We start from the raw sequence: 18,323 nt of genomic DNA, 5'->3' as shown, positions 1-18,323 counted from the left end.
GGAGCGGGCGACGCGCTGCCGTCAGGCGGGCCGGCGGGGGCGGCTGGCGCGTGCCTCGCGGCGGCGGGGCGTGTCGATGGGTACGGCGGACTCGATGGGGTCGGCGGCACGCGAGCGGACCAGGAGCATGTCGTCGGCGGTCAGTTCCCTGCCGTCCGCAGCGGTGAGCGTCAACGGCTCCGGCTGCTGTCCGGTACGGGCGTCGATGACGCGGTTCATCGGCTCGTCGTCGTCGAACAGGTGCTTCTGGCCCCACTGCCGCAACGCCGCGAGCACGGTGTGGAAGTCCCGGCCCTTCTCGGTCAGCACGTACTCGTGGGAGTTGCCGAGCCCCGACTCTCGGATCTCGAAGATCCCCACCGCCACCAGCTTCTGCAGCCGGGCGGTCAGCACGTTGGTGGCCAGCCCGATGTTCTTGCTGAAGTCCGTGAACCGCGTGACGCCGTGCATCGCGTCCCGCAGGATCTGCAGCGTCCAGGTGTCACCGACCTCGAACAGCGACCGGTCGATGGGACAGGCCGAATCCCCCAGCTCTCGACGCTTCATCGGTGACTCCCCTCACGGCTCACTTGCAATTGTAGAGCAAGGGGAGCAAGGGGTGTCCCGCCCGTGCCCTCCGCCGTCCGGTTGTCGCGGTGGCGGCACGGGCGGGACACCCCGCCGTCTCATTCCGCCCGCAGGTGCGTACGGAAGAACCGCGCCGCCGCGGTCGTGCTCGTCCGGAAGCCGTCACCGGTGTAGGGGTCGAAGTGGCCGCCGGGCATGACGACGAGCTCCTTGGGTTCCAGCGCGCGCTCGTACGCGCTCAGGGCCAGGTCGGTGGGGGCGACGACGTCGTGCGTGGCGACCACCATCATCAGCGGGGTCGGCGATATCTGGTCGATCCAGTGACCGGGGTCGTACGACCTGGAGCGCCGGTTGGACTGGAGCGTCACCCGGTTCTCCCAGACGCCCTCGGGCATGTCGTGCTGCAGGTAGAAGCGGATGGCGTCCTCGTTCCGGTAGGACGCGGTCACGGCCGGGTCGTCGCTCACGAACTGCGCGGAGGCAGGCGCCTCCCCGCGGGCCTGGGCCAGCTCGTCCGCGGCGAACTCCGCCTCCAAGGGGCCGACCATGTGCGGGGGGACGCGCCGCCGGCTGCTCTGCGACCCGCTGATGGTGGGCACCTGCGAGTAGACGGCCCTGATCCGCCGGTCCGTGGCCGCGAGGACGAGGGCGTGCCCGCCGGAGTAGCTGGTTCCCCACAGCCCCATGCGGTCGGCGTCGACCACGTCGAGGGTCTGCAGATGGGCGATGACCCGCCGCCAGTCCTCGATCTGCCGGTACGGGTCGATGTCCTGGCGCGGCTCGCCGCCGCTCTCGCCGAAACCGCGGTGGTCGTGGAGCGAGACGACGAAACCTGCCTCCGCGAGCTCGCGCGCGATCGGCTCGATGCCGTGGTACTTCGTGCCCCCGAAGCCGTGCGCCATGGTGATGGTCGCGTGCGGCCCCGAGCCGTCGGGCACGAACAGCCAGGCGCTGAGCACCGTCCCGTCGGGGAGGTGGATGAGCTCTTCCGTGCGCTCGACCATGTCGAGCCTCCTTACGTGGTTGCTGCGCGGCGGTGCCGGGAGCGGCGTGCGCGTCCCGGCATCCCGAAATCCCGGGGGAATCTCACTTGCAAATAGCAAGCGGTGATGTCAAGGTAGACATATCACTTGCAAAAAGCAAGCACAATCGACAGAGGAGACGTGGACCGATGACCTGGGACTACTCGACGATCACGGGCGAACTGCGCAACGGGGTCCTCTGGGCGACGATCACCAACCCGCCGATCAACCTGATCGACGAACGGTTCGTCGCGGACCTGATCTCGCTGCTCGACGACACCGAGACCGACGGCGACGTACGGGTCGTCGTCTTCCGCAGCGGGGACGCCGACTTCTTCTTCCCGCACGTCGACCTCAAGCGGATCGCCGAGTACACGGCGAAGGCGGCGACCTCCGGCGGCCCCGACGACATCAGCCTCGGCGCGCTCTACCGGCGGCTCAGCGAGGCGCGGCCCGTCACGATCGGGGTCCTCGAAGGCCGGGCGCGCGGCGCCGGTGCCGAGTTCCTCTACGCGTGCGACATGCGCTTCGCCTCGCTGGAGCGCGCGGTGATCGGGCAGCCCGAGGTCGGCGTGGGCACCTTCCCCGGCGCGGGTGCCGTCCAGCACTTGGTGCGGCTCGCTGGGCGCGGCCTGGCCATGCAGATGATCCTGGGGTCCGAGGACATCGACGCACGCGAGGCCGAACGCATCGGCGTGGTCAACAAGGCGCTGGCCGACGAGGACCTGGTGACCCACGTCGAGCACCTCGCCGAGCGCATCGCCTCATTCCCCGAGGGGGCCGTGCGCATAGCCAAGCGCCGGATCAACGCGGCGGGGCTCGCCCCCAAGGAGGACGTCCACGTCGACGCCGGCTTCTTCCAGATCCTGGCCCGCGACCCGGCGAACGCGGCCAGGGTCGCCACCCTCTTCGAGCGCGGGCTGCAGGAACGCTCCCGCACCGAGCTCGAGTTCGGCGCCGTCCTCGGGGAGCTCTGAGTCGCGCCCCGGGAGGCCGTCCGGGGCGGGGGCCGGGCGGTCACCGGCATTTACCTCTACATGACCACGACTTGACCGAGGGGTTACCTCGAAAAAGACCCCCGGCGGCGTTCGGGGAAAGCCGTCATAACGTCTACTTCCTTGTATCCGACGGCAATTGATGACTCATCAGCTCTCCTCCGCAGCCACGCGGAAATGGCCGTATCCCACGTTCCATTCACGTGATCGCTCGGAAATCGATCCGGGACCTTCACACGCGGGTTGCGCGGGTCACACACATTCTCCGAGGCGTTCCGCGCCCAGCAGCCGATAGTGCGTCGACAGCTCCGGGGAGATCGTGTGCGTGGTACACAAGCCGTGAATTCGGCTGGTTCGGCTGGTTCGGCTGAGTCGGCTGAGTCGGCTGAGTCGGCTGAGTCGGCCGGATCGAACGGGGTCGGCGGGGCACCGTACGGCGTGCTCGCCGCGATCGAGGCGCAGGCGTCGCGGGCGCCCGGCGCGCCGGCCGTGGTCGACGCGGCGGGCCGGCTCACCTACGCCGAACTCCTGGCCGCCGCCGCCCGCTTGGCCGATGCGCTGACCGCGCGGGGAGTCCGTCCGGGCGATCTGGTCGGACTGTGCCTCGGCCGCGGCCGGGACGCGGTCACGGCGATGCTGGCCGTCCTGCGTCTGGGCGCCGGCTACGTACCGCTCGACCCCGGATATCCGCCGGCCCGCCTCGCCCTGATGATCGAGGAGGCCGCACCCCGGCTGGTGCTGGTGCCGGCCGCGGGCGCGGACGGCGCCGCGGCCGCGCCGTCCCTGCCGGCGGGTACAGCGGTACTCGCCGTGGACGCGGTCGCCGGAACCGGTGCCGGCACGGCGCTCCCGCCCGCGGCGCCTGCCGCTTCCGCCACGCCGGAGGACCCCGCCTACGTCATCTTCACCTCCGGGTCCACCGGGCGGCCCAAGGCCGTGGTCGTCCCCCGCCGGGCGCTGGCCCACTTCTGCGGTGCCGCCGTCAAGGCCTACGGCTTCACACCGGCCGACCGCGTGCTCCAGTTCGCCTCGCTGAGCTTCGACGCGAGCGTGGAGGAGATCTTCCCCCCGCTCACTGCCGGCGCCACGCTCGTGGTCCGCGACGAGGACATGATCAGCCGTCCGGACCTGTTCCTGGACCGCTGCGCGGCGCTGGCCGTCACCGTGCTCGACCTGCCGACCGCCTACTGGCACGAGCTCGTCGGCGCGATCGGGCGCGGGGAGGCGGTCCTGCCCGCCGCGGTCCGCCTGGTGATCATCGGCGGGGAGGCCGTCCACGCGGGCGCGGTCACCCGCTGGCAGGAGCACGTCGGCACCGGGGTCCGGCTGCTCAACACCTACGGCCCGACCGAGACGACCGTCGTGGCCACGGCCGCCGACCTGACGACGTGGTCCGCCGACCGGCCGCTGCCGATCGGCGCGCCGCTGAGCGGCGTGTCCGTCCGGGTCGTGGCGGCCGACGGCACCGAGGCGGCGCCCGGCGAACCCGGCGAGCTGCGGATCGGGGGCGCGGGCCTCGCCACGGGATACCTGGGGCGTCCGGAACTGACCGGGGAGCGCTTCCGCGAGGGTCCCGACGGGCGGACCGAGTACCTCACGGGTGACCGCGTGCGGCAGCTGCCGGACGGCGGCCTGGAGTACCTGGGCCGCCTCGACCAGCAGGTCAAGATCCGCGGCTTCCGGGTGGAGCCGGGCGAGGTCGAGACGGCGTTGCTCGCGATGCCGGGGGTCGCCGACGCCGTCGTCCTGGTCGACATCGCCGGAGGGGCGCCGAGGCTCGCCGCGCACGTCGTCACCGCCGACGGCGGCCCGCCGGCCGACGAGATCCGTCGGTGGCTCGCCGCGCGGCTCCCGCACTACCTCGTACCGGCCGTCTTCTCCGTCCACGCGGCCTTCCCGCTGACGGTGCAGGGCAAGGTGGACCGCGCGGCGCTGGCCGCCTCGCCGGCCGCGCACGTCACCCCGCCCGCCGACGTGGTGGACGCGGGAGACTCCACGCCCGAGGGCGTCGTGAGCGCGCTCTGGCGCGAACTGCTCGGCGCCACCGGCATCGCCGCCTCCGACGACTTCTTCTCCCTCGGCGGGGACTCCCTCTCCGCGATCCGCATGATCAGCAGGCTGCGCCACACCTGCGGAACCGACCTCTCACTCAGCGCGCTCTACGCGGCGCCGACGCTCGCCGAGGTCGCCGGGGCCGTCCGGGCGAGCGGGGGCGCACCGCCGGAGGCCGGCGTCGATGCCGATGCCGTGGCGCCGGACGCGGACACGGCGGACGGCGAGTGGACACTGCCGCTGACCGGACTGCAACGCGACTTCTGGATGGCCGAGCAGATGAGCACCGGGCTGCCGGTGCACACCCTCGGCATCCGCTACCGGTGGGCGTCCCCCGTCAGGACCGATCTGCTCGACGCGTGCGTGGCCGAGCTCGCCCGGCGGCACCCCGCCCTGCTGGCCCGTTTCCCGTACCGCGGCGACGAGCCGGTGATGGTCGTCGACCGCTCCCGCACCGTGCCCTTCGAGGAGATCGACCTGCGGGACACGGCCGCGAAGGAGGCGGAAGCGCGGGCGGCCGAGGAGCGCCGGCGGATCGTCGCCGAGCCCGTGGACCTCGCCGAGGGCCCGCCGGCGCGGGCGGTCCTGCTGCGGACCGCGGACGGCGACGAACTGTTCCTCGCAGTCCACCACTTGGTGTTCGACGGCTGGTCCGTCGGGGTCGTCGGGGACGAGCTGGCCGAGATCTACCGGAGCCTGTCCGAGGGCCGCGAGGTGCGGGCCGCCGTCCCGGACCGGCTCCCCGGGACCGCGTCCCGCGACCGGACGTCCGCGGCCGCCGTCCCTTCCCTCACCGCGTACTGGCGCGACCGCTTCGCGGACGCCGACCTGGACATGGAACTCCCGGCGGACCGCCCGCGCCCGGCGCTGCGGACCCATCGCTCGGCACGCGTGACCCGCCGTCTGGAGGCGGGCTCGCTCGACCTCCTCGACTCCTGTGCCAGGGACCACCGGGCCAGCCTCTTCATGGTCGTCCTGGCCGGCGTGCAGGCCGTACTCGGCCGGTACACCGGCCGCGGCGACGTGACCGTCCTGGCCCCCGTCGCGGGACGCGACGATCCCGCACTGGACTCCGTTGTCGGCGCCCTCCTCAACATCCTGCCGCTGCGCGGCGACCTGACGGGCGGTCCGACGTTCGCCGAACTGATGGGCCGCGTGCGGGACCGCGTCATCCGCGACCTGGAACACCAGGGCCTGCCCCTGCCGGACATCACGGCGGCGACGCGACGGCCCGGCGAGGGCCGGCCCGGCCCGCTCAGCCGGGTGAGCGTCACCGTGCACAACACGGCGGCGCCGCGCGATCCCCTGATCACCTACGCGGGCGACGAGGCACCGGTGGCGACCATGGCGGACCTCGCCATCGGGCTGGACTTCCCGGCCGACGGCCCGGTGCTGACCGTGGACTACGCCGCCGAACTCCTCGACGCCGAGCGCGTCGAGGCGTTCGTCGACCACCTGCTCACCCTGCTGCACGCCGCAGCCGGGGCACCGGACACCGAGGTCGGCCGGCTGCCCGTGCTCACCGCCGCCGAGCGGCACACCATCCTCCACACCTGGAACGACAGCGCCACCCGCGTCCCCGAGGCGACCGGCCTCCACGAGCTGTTCGAGAGGCGTGCCGCCGAGCGGCCCGGCGCGCCCGCCCTCACCTCGGGACCGCGGACGGTCGACTACGACTGGCTGAACCGCCGCGCGAACCGGATCGCCCACCTGCTGCGCGGGCAGGGTGTCCGGCCGGGCGGCCGGGTGGCGATCTGCCTGGACCGCGGGATCGACCTGTTCGCGGCGATGTGGGGCGTCCTCAAGGCGGGCGGCGCATACGTCCCGCTGGATCCGGCCTACCCGCGGGACCGCCTGCGGTACATGCTCGACGACAGCCGCCCGGTGGCCCTGGTCACCCGGCTCGACCTGCCCGGCACGCCGGAGGCGCCGCGGGGCACGGCGGTGCTCGCCCTCGACCGCGACGCGGCCCTGGTCGACGCCGCGCCGGACGGCAACCCACTGCCGGCGGCCGGACCGGACGATCCGGCCTACGTCATCTACACCTCCGGCTCCACCGGGCGCCCCAAGGGCGTGCGCGTCACCCACCGCAACCTCGTGCACGCGGTGACCATGTGGCAGCGCGCCTACGACCTCGACCCGGACTGGACGTACCAGCAGGCCGCCAGCTTCTCCTTCGACATGTTCGTGGGCGAGACGCTGCGGGCGCTGTGCACCGGCGGCCGGCTCGTCGTCGTCCCGCGCGAAACGCTGCTCGACCCGGCCGCCCTGTACGCGCTCATGCGGGACGAGCGGGTGGAGTGCACCGAGTTGGTCCCCGCCGTGCTGCGGGCGCTGCTCGCCCACGCGGACGAGGCCGGCGAGCGGCTGGACTTCGTCCGGCTGCTGATCGGCGGCGGCGAGAAGTGGCACGTGCGGGAGTACCAGCGGGCGCGGCGGCTGGTCGGTCCCGGGAACCGCGTCGTCAACGCCTACGGCGTCACCGAGGTCACGGTCGACAACGTCTACTTCGACGGCGACGTCGACGGCTTCCCGGCCGAGGCACCCCTGCCGATCGGCCGGCCGTTCCCCAACAACCGCGTGTACGTGCTGGACGCCCACGGGTCCCCGGTGCCGCCCGGTGCGGTGGGAGAGCTCTACCTCGGCGGCGCCGGGGTGTCGCCGGGCTACCACGAGCGCCCCGAGCTCACCGCGGAACGGTTCGTCCCCGACCCGTTCGCCGGGGGTCCGGAGTCCGGCGCGACGATGTACCGGACCGGGGACAGCGCGCGCCACCACCGGGACGGCACGGTCGACTTCCTCGGCCGCCTCGACGACCAGGTCAAGGTCAACGGCTACCGGGTCGAGCTCGGGGAGGTCGAGGCCGCCCTCGGCGCCCTGCCCGGAGCCGCGGCGTGCGCCGCCGCGGTGCACACGCTGCCCTCCGGAGCGGCCCAGCTCGTCGGCTACCTCGTCGGGGGACCGGGCGCCGAACCCACCGAGGCGGCGGTCCGCGAGGCACTGGCGCCGGTGCTGCCCACGCACATGGTCCCCGCGCGGGTGGTGTTCCTGCCCCGGCTGCCACTCACGCCGAACGGCAAGCTCGACCGGCGCGCGCTGCCCGCTCCCCCCGACGCCGCGCAGGGGCCTGCGCGCACCGCGCCCCGCAACGGGACCGAGCGCCGGATCGCCGCCGTCTGGGCCAACGGCCTCGACGTGGACGAGTCCGCGATCGGGATCGACGACAGCTTCTTCTCCCTCGGCGGCGACTCCTTCGCCGCGCTGCGGATCGTCCGGCAGATCGACCCGGGCCTGGCCCTGGTGGAGTTGTACCGGACCCCCACGGTGCGCGCGCTCGCCGAGCTGATCACGCGGCGCGAGGCCGGGCAGGAGGACGGGCCGGCGCGCCTGCTGCACCGGCTGACCCGGCGGGACGCCGACCCGGCGGCGGGCGGCGTCACCGTCGTCGCGGTCCCCTTCTCCGGCGGCAGCGCCGTCGCGTACCAGCCGCTCGCCGAGCAACTGCCCGGCCACTGGGGCCTGTACGCCGTAGAACTGCCGGGCCACGACCTGAGCCGGCCGGACGACCCGCTGCTGCCGGGCACCGAGGTGGCCGCCCACGTGGTCGCCGAACTCGGGTCGGTGACCGGGCCCGTCCTCCTCTACGGGCACTGCCTGGGCACGGCCGTGACGCTCGAGATCGCACGCCGGGCCGAGGCCGCCGGGGTCGACCTGGTGGGCGTCGGCCTCGGCGCCAGCTTCCCCACCGCGCGCCTTCCCGGACGGTTCTTCGACTGGCTGCACCGGATGCTGCCCACCGACTGGCTCACCTCGGACCGGGAGTACCTGTCGTACCTGCGGGCGCGGGGCGGTTTCACCGAACTGGAGAACTCCGAGCAGGAGCAGTTCGTGCTGCGCAACGTGCGGCACGACGCGCGGGACGCCGAGGAGTACTACACCTCGGCGTACCGGGATTCCGGAGCGGCCAAGCTGAAGGCCCCGGTCCTCAGTGTGGTGGGTTCCCGGGACCGGGTGACCGAGCTGTACCAGGAGCGCTACCACGAGTGGGAGCACTTCGCGGAGGACGTCTCCCTCACGGTGCTGCCCAAGGCCGGCCACTTCTTCGTCAAGTCGCACGCGGAACCGCTGGCGCGGACGCTGGTCGAGCACACCGAGCAGCGGGAACCGGAGCCTCTGCGAACTGCGGTGCGTGCGACGGGGCATGACGCTCCGTCACACGGGGTCGGGGCGTCCGCACCAACCCCTGCCGCGACCCCGGACCGCACCCGTCCGAGCCTGTCGCGCTTCGCCGTCGTGGCCCTCGGGCAGTTCCTGTCGATGATCGGCAGCAGCCTCAGCACGCTCGTCCTGAGCATCTGGGTCTACCAACGCACCGGCTCGCTCACCGACTTCGCCGTCGTGAACGCGGTGGGCATGCTGCCCGGCATCCTCGCGGGGCCGCTGGCGGGCGCCGTGGCGGACCGCTGGAACCGTCGCGTGATCATGCTCACCAGCGACGCGGTGGCCGGTGTGTCGATGGGGGCACTGGGGCTGCTGGTCCTCGGCCGCGGCATGGAGATGTGGCAGGTCTATCTCGCCGTGTCGGTCACCTCCGTCGCGGGGGCCTTCCAACGGCCCGCCTACCTCGCGGCGGTGGCCCAGCTGGTTCCCAAGCGGTATCTCGGGCACGCCAACGGCATCAGCCAACTCGGCGTCGGAGTGGGGACGGTGTTCGCGCCCATGATGGGCGCGGGGCTGATCGGCGTGATCGGCATCTCCGGCGTGATCATGCTCGACGTGTGCAGCTTCGCGGCCGGCGTCGCCACCCTGCTGCTGGTCCGCTTCCCCGACACCCTCTTCCGGCGCCGCGACGAGTCGTTCGGCAAGGAGATCACCGGCGGCTGGCGCTACATCACCCGCCGTCCCGGACTCCGCGCGGCCCTGCGCTTCTTCGTCATCGACCACGCCTTCTACACGCTCGGCTTCGCGGTGATCACTCCCATGCTGCTGATAGAGCAGTCGCCCCTCATGCTGGGCACGGCACTGGGCGCGGCGGGAGCCGGCGGCCTGTGCGGCAGCCTGGTGATGGGTCTGTGGGGCGGCACGACCCGCAGGGCGACCGGGATGATCGCATCCATGGCGGTGGCCAGCCTCGCGATGGCGATGGTCGGTGTCGCGAGCGCGCCGTTCGTCGTGACCGGGATGTTCCTGCTGGCCTTCGGCGAGTCCCTGGCCGACGGACACTGGATCGCCCTCGTCCAGGCCAAGGTGGGGCTGGAGCTCCAGGGCCGGGTGCTGGCCATCTTCATGACGCTGATGATGCTCACGATGCCCCTGGGCTACCTGGTCGTCGGACCGCTCGCCGAGCACTACGTGCAGCCGCTGCTGGAGGCCGACGGAGCGCTCGCCGGCACCGTCGGCGTACTGCTCGGCACGGGTCCCGGACGCGGACTGGCCCTGCTGGTGGTCGTCAGCGGACTGCTGCAACTGGGCTGGGCGGCCCGCGGCTGGACCAACACCCGCCTGCGCCTGCTGGAGGACGGTCTCCCCGACGCCGTCCCCCCGGCCGAGATCGGCGACCTCGACGACCTCCAGGGCCACGCCGACGCCCTGCTCGTGACGAACCGCGCCTGACCGTCCGCCTCCTGTACCGCTGCCCGGCACCGCCATGCCGGGCAGCCGCCCGACACCCGCCTCCCCCAAAGGAATCGTCATGCCCACCCCCGCTCCCCCGTTGTCCGCGCACGTGCCGTCGGATGCCTTCGGCACGCCCCTCATCGACGTCTCCGCCCTCGTTCCCGGCGCCCGGGTGCTGGTCAAGGACGAGACGCGCTACGCCTCGGGAAGCCACAAGGAGCCCGCCGCCCGCGCCGTCGTGGCGCGCGCCGTCGCCGACGGCCACCGGCATGTCACCATCGCGACCTGCGGCAACTACGGCCGCGCCATGGCCACGGCCTGTCAGGTCGCCGGGGTGGAGTGCACCGTGGTGCTCCCCACCGGCTGGAGCGACGGCGGCGCGGCCATGGTCGCCGCCGGGGCCCGGGTCCACCTCGTGGACGGGTCCTACGAGGACGCCGTGGACGAGTCCCGCCGCCTCGCCGCCACCGGGGACCGCGTCGACGGCAACGTGGACGGTCCCTACGCCGAGGCCGTGTTCGAAGGACACGGCGTGGTCGTGTCCGCCCTGCGGGCCGAACTGGACGAGCCCCCCGCGGTGCTCTGGCTGCCCGTCGGCAACGGCACCACCGCCATCGCCGTACGCCGCCGGCTCGACCTGTACGGCTGGGACACCGCCATCAACGCGGTCGGATCGGCCGGCAACAACCCCGTGCTGACCAGCTGGCCGGGCCCGTACCGCACCCTGCCCCCGGAGTCCGTCACCACCACCGACCACAACCAGCCGCTGGTCAACTGGCACGCGCTGCAGGGTGACGAGGCGATGGCCGCGATCGCGGCCACCGGCGGCACCGTGCTCGGTGTGGACGACCAGGAGCTCTGCGACGCGCGCGACGCGCTCGCCGCGCACGGCGCGTTCCCCACCGCCGCCGGCGCCGTGGCCATGGCCGGCCTGCTCCGGACCGCCCGCTCCGAGGGCCTGGTCCCCGGTCTGCACGTGGTGGTGCTCAGTGGCCGTTGAGCGGCTCCTCCCGATACCGGACCGTGCCTCGCCCGCCGGCCCGGCCACGCTCTTCACCCGCCTCAAGGTCACGCCCGCCGACGAGCTGGTCTTCGTCGCCAAACTGGCCCTGCTGGCGGTCCTCACCGCTGGCGGGGTGATCCTGGCCCTGCAGGAGAACCACGGGGCGGCCGCCCTCGGCGTCGTCGTGCTGGCGGCGATGTTCACGCACGCCGTGGAGCTGCAGCACCAGTGCCTGCACCACTCCGCGTTCCGGCGCGCGCTGCCCCACCGGCTGATCGGGGTCCCGCTGGGCCTACCGCTCTTTGTCGTCTACAGCCACTACCGGGTGCGTCACCTCCAGCACCACCGCTTCCTCGGCACCCCGCAGGACACGGAGTTCTTCGGCTTCGACACCCGGGGGCCCCTCACCCTCCGGGCGCTGCTGCGAGGACTGCTCGACTACCCGCGGCTCGGCACGGTCGCGGGCGACGTCGTGCGCGCGGCCACGGGGCGCTGGAGGTACGAGTTCGGGCACGTCGCGCCGGCGATGCGGCGGCGGATCGTGGTCGAGCACGTGCTCCTGGGATGCGTCCTGGTCGGCGCGGCCGCCCTGGTGGCCGCCGGGGAAGGGGCGTACGTCCTCCGTCTGTGGGTGCTCCCCCTGATCCTCGCGGTCCCCCTGCACTTCCTGGTCGAGCTGCCGGAACACCTGCTCTGCGACACCGAGACGACCGACGTACTGCGCAACACCCGTTCGATCCGCGGCAGTCGGCTCAGCACGTGGTTCACCAACGGCAACAACCTGCACATCGAGCACCACGCGGCGATGACCGTGCCGATCAACCGCCTCGGCGAACGGCACCCCGAGGCCCAGGCCTTCGCCGTCCACGTCGAGCGCGGCTACGCGGACTTCTACCGCCTGCTGTGGCGTTCCCTGCGCGGCCAGGGCACCCGCCCGTAGACCGCGCGCACCCCGCGGCCGGTCCCCGGGTCCGGCCGCGGGGTGCGCCGAGCCGGCTACGCCGGAGGATCTCCGGCGCCCGGGCCCGGCGCGTTCGCCACCGCGTCGAGCGCGGCGTGCAGATAGGGGATCAGCCGTTCCACGTCAGGGCTGTTGAGCGCGGAGTGGCCGAGGACGAGCCGGCTGAGCAGGACGCCTGAGCAGATGGCGATCAGGACCGAGGCGCGACCGACGGCGTCGTCGTCACCGGGCAGCGCCGCGGCCAGCCGGCGCTGGTAGTTGCGCTCGATGCTCTCCCGCATGATGGCCGACGCCCGGGCGTTGGAGGCGGACCGCAGGGTGAGCAGCAGGCCGTCGGACGCGGCCTTGTCCCTGCCCGTCAGCAGCTCGCGGGCCGCGTCCGCGTTGTGCTCCGGGGTCATCATCAGGGACTTCTCGTAGGCCAGGTCGACGACCTCGGCGAACAGTCCCTCCTTCGAGCCGAAGTAGCGGCTGATCAACCGGGTGTCGACATCGGCCTCGCGGGCGATCTCGCGCACGCCCGCGCCGTCGTAGCCGCGCTCGGTGAACACCTCGCGGGCGGCGCGCAGGATCGCCGCCCGGGTCGCGGTGGCGTCCCTGCGGCGGACGGCGGCGGGGGGCTGGTCGTCCAAGGTCATGGTGACCAGATTACGAGGTCGCCCCGGATCGCGCGGGACCGACGCTTCACATGTCCGCACCTGTGGACTTATGATGTCCACGGTCGTGGACATACCTGTCCGCGGCGCACCCCGACACGAACGGCGAAGGTTGCGCATGTCCATTCCCCAGCGCCCCCTCGGCTCCGGCGGCCTGACCGTCGGCGCCGTCGGCTACGGAGCGATGAGCTTCGGCCGCCCCTACGGGCAGAGCGAGGAGCAGGCCACCGGCGGCATCGCCGACGCCCTGATCGGCCGGGCCGTCGAGCTCGGCGTCACCCTCATCGACACCGCCGACATCTACGCCGGCAGCGAGGAGATCATCGGCAAGGCGATCGCCGGGCGCCGCGACCAGGTGGCCCTGGCGACGAAGTTCGGCATCGTACGGCCGGTGACCGCCGAGGGGCCGCCGGTCGTGAGCGGCCGGCCCGAGTACGTCCGCGAGCGCATCGAACGGTCCCTGACCAGGCTCGGCACCGACCACGTCGACCTGTACTACCAGCACCGCGTCGACCCGCACGTCCCCATCGAGGAGACCGTCGGCGCCATGGCCGAGCTCGTGGCGGAGGGCAAGGTCCGCCACCTCGGACTGAGCGAGGCCGCCCCCGACACGATCCGCCGCGCCCATGCCGTGCACCCGATCAGCGCGGTCCAGACCGAGTGGTCGCTGTGGTCGCGCGACATCGAGCGCGAGGTCTTCCCGCTCTGCCGCGAGCTGGGCATCGGCGTCGTCCCCTACAGCCCGCTCGGCCGCGGCATGCTCACCGGACGGATCACCTCGCGCGAGGACCTGCCCGCCGGCGACTACCGCCGCACGATGCCCCGCTTCTCCCAGGAGGCCTTCGACGCGAATCTCGCGGCCGTCGGGACCGTGCGGGAGATCGCCGGGGCCCACGACGCCGCCCCCGGCCAGGTCGCCCTGGCGTGGCTCCTCGCCAAGGCCCCCGGAGTGGTCCCGATCCCCGGCACCCTGCACGTCTCCCGGCTGGAGGAGAACACCGCCGCCGCCGGACTCGCCCTCACCGGGGATGAGATCGCGCGCCTCGACGCGCTCCCGGTCACCGGCGACCGCGAGGCCGAGATGGGCCACAACTGGTTCGACGGCGTCACCCCTCCCCGGAGCTGACGCCACTCCCCCGCCTCCCGGGGTCCCGGCCGTCGCGCGGCGGCCGGGACCGGGACGCGCCCGTCAGGGCTCGAGCGCGGGAAGGCCGGCCAGGCCGCTGTCGCGCATGATGCGCTCGACGGTGGCTTCGAGCGCGCTGCCGGCGTCGACGACGGACTCGACGTCACCGGGCAGCAGGTCGAGCGGCCGGTACCAGGACCGCAGCATGTCCTGTGGCACGTCGGCGGCGATCGGCTTGGTGGCGTGCCGGGCGAGCGTCTCCTCGAAGGGCACGTCGAAGTAGTAGCCGTGGGTCGGGCCACGATGGTCGTCGCGGAGCCGGGCGAGCATCGGGCCGTAGTGGTCGGCGTAGAGGATGCCTTCGAGGACGACGTGGTATCCGGCGTCCAGTGCATAACGAGCCGTCAGATCGATCAGCCCGATGTTCGCCGCGCCGGGCCGGTCGCGTTCGCGCAGCACGACCCGGCGCAGATTGTCCTGCCCGACCAGGGCCACGCCACGGCCGAACCTCTCACGGATGCCGGCCGCGACGCTCGACTTCCCCGAGGCGCTGTTGCCGCGCAGGATCACGAGCCGGGTCTCGTCGGTGCCCACCATCACGGCGGTCACGCTACCGGCCGGACCGGCCCGCACCGCAAGCGCGCGCCGGTCCGGGCGAGTTCACCCTCCCTGGAGCATCCGGTCGAACGGCGTCGGGTCGTCGTACGGGTCGGTGACGGCCGGGCCGTCCCGCCGGTCCACCTCGCGGGCGAGCTCCCCGGCCGCTCGCGCGATCCGGTCCGCCAGCGACGCCTGCCCGGCGTCCCCGCCGCCCCAGTCCTCCGGCGCGGCGAAGACGCCGGTGGGCACGACCACCGCGTGCAGGTACGCGAACATCGGGCGCAGTGCGTGCTCCAGGACCAGCGAGTGCCGTCCGGTGCCGCCGGTGGCGGCGACCAGGACCGGTTTGTCGCTCAGCGCCGTGTCGTCGAGGCAGTCGAAGAACATCTTGAACAGCCCGTTGTACGAGGCGGTGAAGGTCGGCGTCACGGCGATCACCCCATCGGCCCGCGCCACGGTGCCGAGCACCGCCTCCAGTTCCGGCGCCGGGTAGCCGGCCAGCAGGTGGTTGACCAGGTCGTGCGCGTGGTCGCGCACCTCGATGACGGTGATGTCGGTCTCGGCGCCGAGCCGTTCCAGCTCGCGCCGGGCGGCCTCCGCCAGCCGGTCGGCCAGCAGCCGGGTCGAGGAGGGCAGCCGCAGTCCGGCGGACACGACGGCGAGGCTGCGTCTCATCGTGCCCCCTTGGCGCTGAGGGTCGCGTGGGTCGGGGCGTCGGGAACACGGGCGGGGCGGCCGACGGCGAACTCCTTGCGCAGCACCGGCACGATCTCGCCCAGCATCTCGATCTGCTGGAGCACGGTCCTGTGGGGGACGCCGATGCCGTCCACCACGAACAGCTGGCGCTGGTAGTCGCCCACGGCGACGTCCCGGAAGGCCAGCACGCGCTCGATCACCTCCTGCGGGCTCCCGACGAGGACGGCGGTCTGGGCCGTCGTGTCCTCCAGCGACGGACCGTGCCCGTACGCCTGCGAGTTGTCGAAGTAGGGCCGGAACTCGCGGATCGCGTCCTGCGAGTTCTTCCGCACGAACAGGTGTGCGGCGAGGCCGACGACCGCCTGGTCGGCCGTGCCGTGCCCGTAGTGCTCGAAGCGGCGCCGGTAGAGGCCGACCAGCCGCTGGACGTGCTCCTTGGGCCAGAAGAGGTTGTTGTGGAAGAAGCCGTCGCCGTAGTACGCGGCCTGCTCGGCGATCTCCGGGCTGCGGATCGAGGCGTGCCAGACGAACGGCGGGGTGCCGTCCAGCGGGCGGGGCGTCGAGGTGAACGACTGCAGGGGGGTGCGGTACTTGCCCTCCCAGTCGACGACGTCCTCGCGCCAGAGCCGGCGCAGCAGCGCGTAGTTCTCCACAGCCAGTGCGATGCCGTCGCGGATGTCCTGCCCGAACCAGGGGTAGACGGGCCCGGTGTTGCCGCGGCCCATCATCAGGTCGAGCCGGCCGTCCGCGAGGTGCTGGAGCATCGCGTAGTCCTCGGCGATCTTCACCGGGTCGTTCGTGGTGATCAGCGTGGTCGACGTGGACAGCACGATGCGTTCCGTCCGCGCCGCGACGTATCCGAGCAGCGTGGTGGGCGAGGACGGGATGAACGGCGGGTTGTGGTGCTCGCCCATCGCGAAGACGTCCAGCCCCACGTCCTCCGCGAGTTTCGCGTACTCGACCACGGCCTTGATCCGGTCGTGTTCCGAGGGCGTCCGCCCGGACACGGGGTCGCGGGCCACGTCCCCCACGCCGAAGATCCCGAACTGCATCTCTCACACCTCATTTTATTTGCTTCGCGAAGCAAGCATAGAGCATCCTTTGCCGGGCAAGTAAAATGGTGTGATGTCACAGGTCACACCTCCCTCGGCAGCGCCCCCTCACGGGCAGCAACCGCTCACCCCGGACGAAGAGGCCCTCGTACGGTCCCTCGCCCGGGTCATCTACGCCCTGCCGCGCGCCCTGGACACGGACCTGGTCCGCGAGCAGCGGATGCCCCTCATCGAGTACCTGACCTTGATGCACCTGTCCGAGGCTCCCGGCCGGCAGCTGCGGATGAGCGATCTCGCCGCCGTCTGCGAGCTGTCGCTCAGCGGTATGACACGCGTCGTGCAGCGGCTGGAGAAGCAGGGGATCGTGCAGCGGATCAGGTCCGAGCAGGACGCCCGCGGCTGGAACGCGGTCCTCACCGACTCCGGCTTCACGCGCCTGACGGAGGCCTGGCCGACCAACCTGGCCTCGGTGCGCCGGCACTTCCTCGACCACCTGGACGGTCTGGACATCAAGGTGCTCGCCGCGGCCCTGGAGAACGTCGCCACGTGAGCGGGAGGGGTGCGATCCGCGTCCGCACCCCTCCCGTCACCGGCCCGCGCCCCGCCCTCAGCCGGTCGCGGCCGCGGCCGCGGCACCCGGTCCGGGCCGTGCGATCGACCCCGCCCGAGGCGCCTGGCGCACGGCCCGGTTGGCCGTGGTGAGGACGGCCAGGGCGAGCAGCCACACCCCGCAGAGCCAGACCAGGGGCTTGGCCCCCAGCGCGGCGATCAGCACGCCGCCCGCGAGCGTGCCGACCGACAGCGCCCCCGTACTCAGCGTCGCGACCGCACTGGCCGTCCGGCCCCGCAACTCGTCGGGGGTGATGGCCAGCTGATGGGTCGTCATGGCCACCGTGTACACCGGGGCCACCAGCGACTCGGCGGCCGCGACCAGCGCCAGCAGCATCGGATGCGGGGCCAGCGCGTACAGCGGGAACATCAGCGCCTCCAGCCACAGCATCACGATGGCGATCCGGCCGAGCGGGAAGCGCCGCGTCACCCGGTCCGCCACCAGCGCCCCCGCCATCGCGCCGACGGCCGCGCCGCCGAAGACGACGCCGATCCACAGCGGCGAGGAGCCCAACTGCCGGGCCAGGGTGATGATCAGCAGGTATCCGGCGCCGTACCGCACCTTGTCGGCGGCCGACACCAAGGTGAGGAACCGGATGACCGGCCGGTGCCAGAGCCAGCCGAGCCCCTCCCCGATCTCCGAGGTGAGCCGGGCCGCCGGCCGCGCGTCCTGCCGGTCCGTCTGGAAGCGGACCCGCATCAGACGCAGCGACGCGGCGGACACCGCGAAGGACACCGCGTTGACCGCGAACGGCACGGTCCGTCCAGCCGCGTACAGGACGCCGGCGAGCGGGGCCCCGAAGACACCGACCGCGCCGACCGCGGACTGCTGCAGGCCGAGTGCCGCGGACAGCCGCCGGGGATCGACCACGTTGGGCAGGGCCGCGGTGCTCGCGACCTGGAACAGCGTGCTCAGGACCCCGGTGAGCAGGGCCGTCGCGTACAACTGGGGCATCGTCAGCCGGTCCAGCCACAGCGCGACGGCGACACCCGCCGTGAGCACGGTCCGGCCGATCTCGCACACGATCATCGTGAGCCTGCGGTCCCACCGGTCGGCGAGGGCGCCCGCGACCAGCCCGAACGCCAGGAAGGAGAGGGTGCCGAGGCCGAGGACGAAGCCGGCCTGGGCGGCCGACCCGGTGAGGGCCAGCACGATCAGCGGCAGCGCCATGAAGTGGGCCTGGTCGCCGACGGCGGATATCAGCTGGCCGCTCAGCAGCAGTGAGAAGTCCCGGTTCCGAAGCAGGCCGGGACCACGAAGGGTGTTGATCATTACTACGCTCCGTAACAGCTCTAGGACACAAGGGTGGCGTCGAAGCTGGTGTCCGAGCTAGGAGACACGGGGCGGCATGACCATGCGCGGACCGT

At 72.8% G+C, this 18,323-nt stretch carries 13 protein-coding genes; 6 read left to right on the top strand and 7 right to left on the bottom strand.

What is annotated here, in order from left to right:
- Positions 1-21 precede the first annotated feature (21 nt).
- Positions 22-546, bottom strand: coding sequence for a winged helix-turn-helix transcriptional regulator (locus ACFYXS_RS04315; protein WP_389243706.1), 525 nt, complete (start codon positions 544-546; stop codon positions 22-24).
- Positions 547-665: 119 nt separating this feature from the next.
- A complete protein-coding gene (locus tag ACFYXS_RS04310) occupies positions 666-1,571 on the bottom strand; it encodes an alpha/beta hydrolase (RefSeq protein WP_389243704.1) in 906 nt (301 codons plus the stop codon).
- Positions 1,572-1,738: 167 nt separating this feature from the next.
- Between ACFYXS_RS04310 and ACFYXS_RS04305 the strand changes: the two genes are divergently transcribed.
- The 4 genes from ACFYXS_RS04305 to ACFYXS_RS04290 all read left to right on the top strand — a co-directional run bounded on the left by ACFYXS_RS04305 (position 1,739) and on the right by ACFYXS_RS04290 (position 12,195).
- Positions 1,739-2,566 (top strand): enoyl-CoA hydratase/isomerase family protein, encoded by an 828-nt coding sequence (locus tag ACFYXS_RS04305; RefSeq protein WP_389243702.1) that lies wholly within the window; start codon positions 1,739-1,741, stop codon positions 2,564-2,566.
- Positions 2,567-3,022: 456 nt separating this feature from the next.
- A complete protein-coding gene (locus tag ACFYXS_RS04300) occupies positions 3,023-10,249 on the top strand; it encodes an amino acid adenylation domain-containing protein (RefSeq protein ID WP_389243700.1) in 7,227 nt (2,408 codons plus the stop codon).
- A gap of 79 nt (positions 10,250-10,328) precedes the next feature.
- Positions 10,329-11,252 carry a pyridoxal-phosphate dependent enzyme gene (locus ACFYXS_RS04295; RefSeq protein WP_389243698.1) on the top strand — a complete coding sequence of 308 codons (924 nt, stop codon included), beginning with the start codon at positions 10,329-10,331 and terminating at the stop codon, positions 11,250-11,252.
- Entirely contained in the window at positions 11,242-12,195 is a 954-nt protein-coding gene (locus ACFYXS_RS04290; protein WP_389243695.1) for a fatty acid desaturase family protein, read from the top strand. The genes ACFYXS_RS04295 and ACFYXS_RS04290 overlap by 11 nt, the downstream gene beginning before the upstream one ends.
- Positions 12,196-12,251: 56 nt before the next feature.
- Here ACFYXS_RS04290 and ACFYXS_RS04285 read toward each other — a convergent pair whose 3' ends face one another.
- Positions 12,252-12,854 carry a TetR/AcrR family transcriptional regulator gene (locus ACFYXS_RS04285; RefSeq protein ID WP_389243693.1) on the bottom strand — a complete coding sequence of 201 codons (603 nt, stop codon included), beginning with the start codon at positions 12,852-12,854 and terminating at the stop codon, positions 12,252-12,254.
- Between the two features lie 136 nt (positions 12,855-12,990).
- On the opposite strand from ACFYXS_RS04285, the gene ACFYXS_RS04280 reads away from it, so the two are divergent.
- Positions 12,991-13,998 carry an aldo/keto reductase gene (locus tag ACFYXS_RS04280; RefSeq protein ID WP_389243691.1) on the top strand — a complete coding sequence of 336 codons (1,008 nt, stop codon included), beginning with the start codon at positions 12,991-12,993 and terminating at the stop codon, positions 13,996-13,998.
- A gap of 63 nt (positions 13,999-14,061) precedes the next feature.
- On the opposite strand, the gene ACFYXS_RS04275 is transcribed toward ACFYXS_RS04280, so the two are convergent.
- The 3 genes from ACFYXS_RS04275 to ACFYXS_RS04265 all read right to left on the bottom strand — a co-directional run bounded on the left by ACFYXS_RS04275 (position 14,062) and on the right by ACFYXS_RS04265 (position 16,346).
- A complete protein-coding gene (locus tag ACFYXS_RS04275) occupies positions 14,062-14,595 on the bottom strand; it encodes an AAA family ATPase (RefSeq protein WP_389244680.1) in 534 nt (177 codons plus the stop codon).
- A gap of 63 nt (positions 14,596-14,658) precedes the next feature.
- Positions 14,659-15,273, bottom strand: coding sequence for an FMN reductase (locus ACFYXS_RS04270; protein WP_389243689.1), 615 nt, complete (start codon positions 15,271-15,273; stop codon positions 14,659-14,661).
- Entirely contained in the window at positions 15,270-16,346 is a 1,077-nt protein-coding gene (locus ACFYXS_RS04265; protein ID WP_389243687.1) for a CE1758 family FMN-dependent luciferase-like monooxygenase, read from the bottom strand. Before ACFYXS_RS04265 ends, ACFYXS_RS04270 begins: the two co-directional genes overlap by 4 nt.
- Positions 16,347-16,419: 73 nt before the next feature.
- Between ACFYXS_RS04265 and ACFYXS_RS04260 the strand changes: the two genes are divergently transcribed.
- Positions 16,420-16,896, top strand: coding sequence for a MarR family winged helix-turn-helix transcriptional regulator (locus ACFYXS_RS04260; protein WP_389243685.1), 477 nt, complete (start codon positions 16,420-16,422; stop codon positions 16,894-16,896).
- 57 nt (positions 16,897-16,953) lie between these two features.
- Here ACFYXS_RS04260 and ACFYXS_RS04255 read toward each other — a convergent pair whose 3' ends face one another.
- Complete coding sequence (locus ACFYXS_RS04255; protein WP_389243683.1) at positions 16,954-18,228, bottom strand: MFS transporter; 1,275 nt, start codon at positions 18,226-18,228, stop codon at positions 16,954-16,956.
- Positions 18,229-18,323 lie beyond the last annotated feature (95 nt).

It is taken from the genome of Streptomyces sp. NPDC002574 (genome assembly GCF_042889545.1).
GTDB lineage: Bacteria > Actinomycetota > Actinomycetes > Streptomycetales > Streptomycetaceae > Actinacidiphila.
Note: the sequence above shows the minus strand (reverse complement) of the source record. Positions and strands in the feature narration are given on the sequence as shown.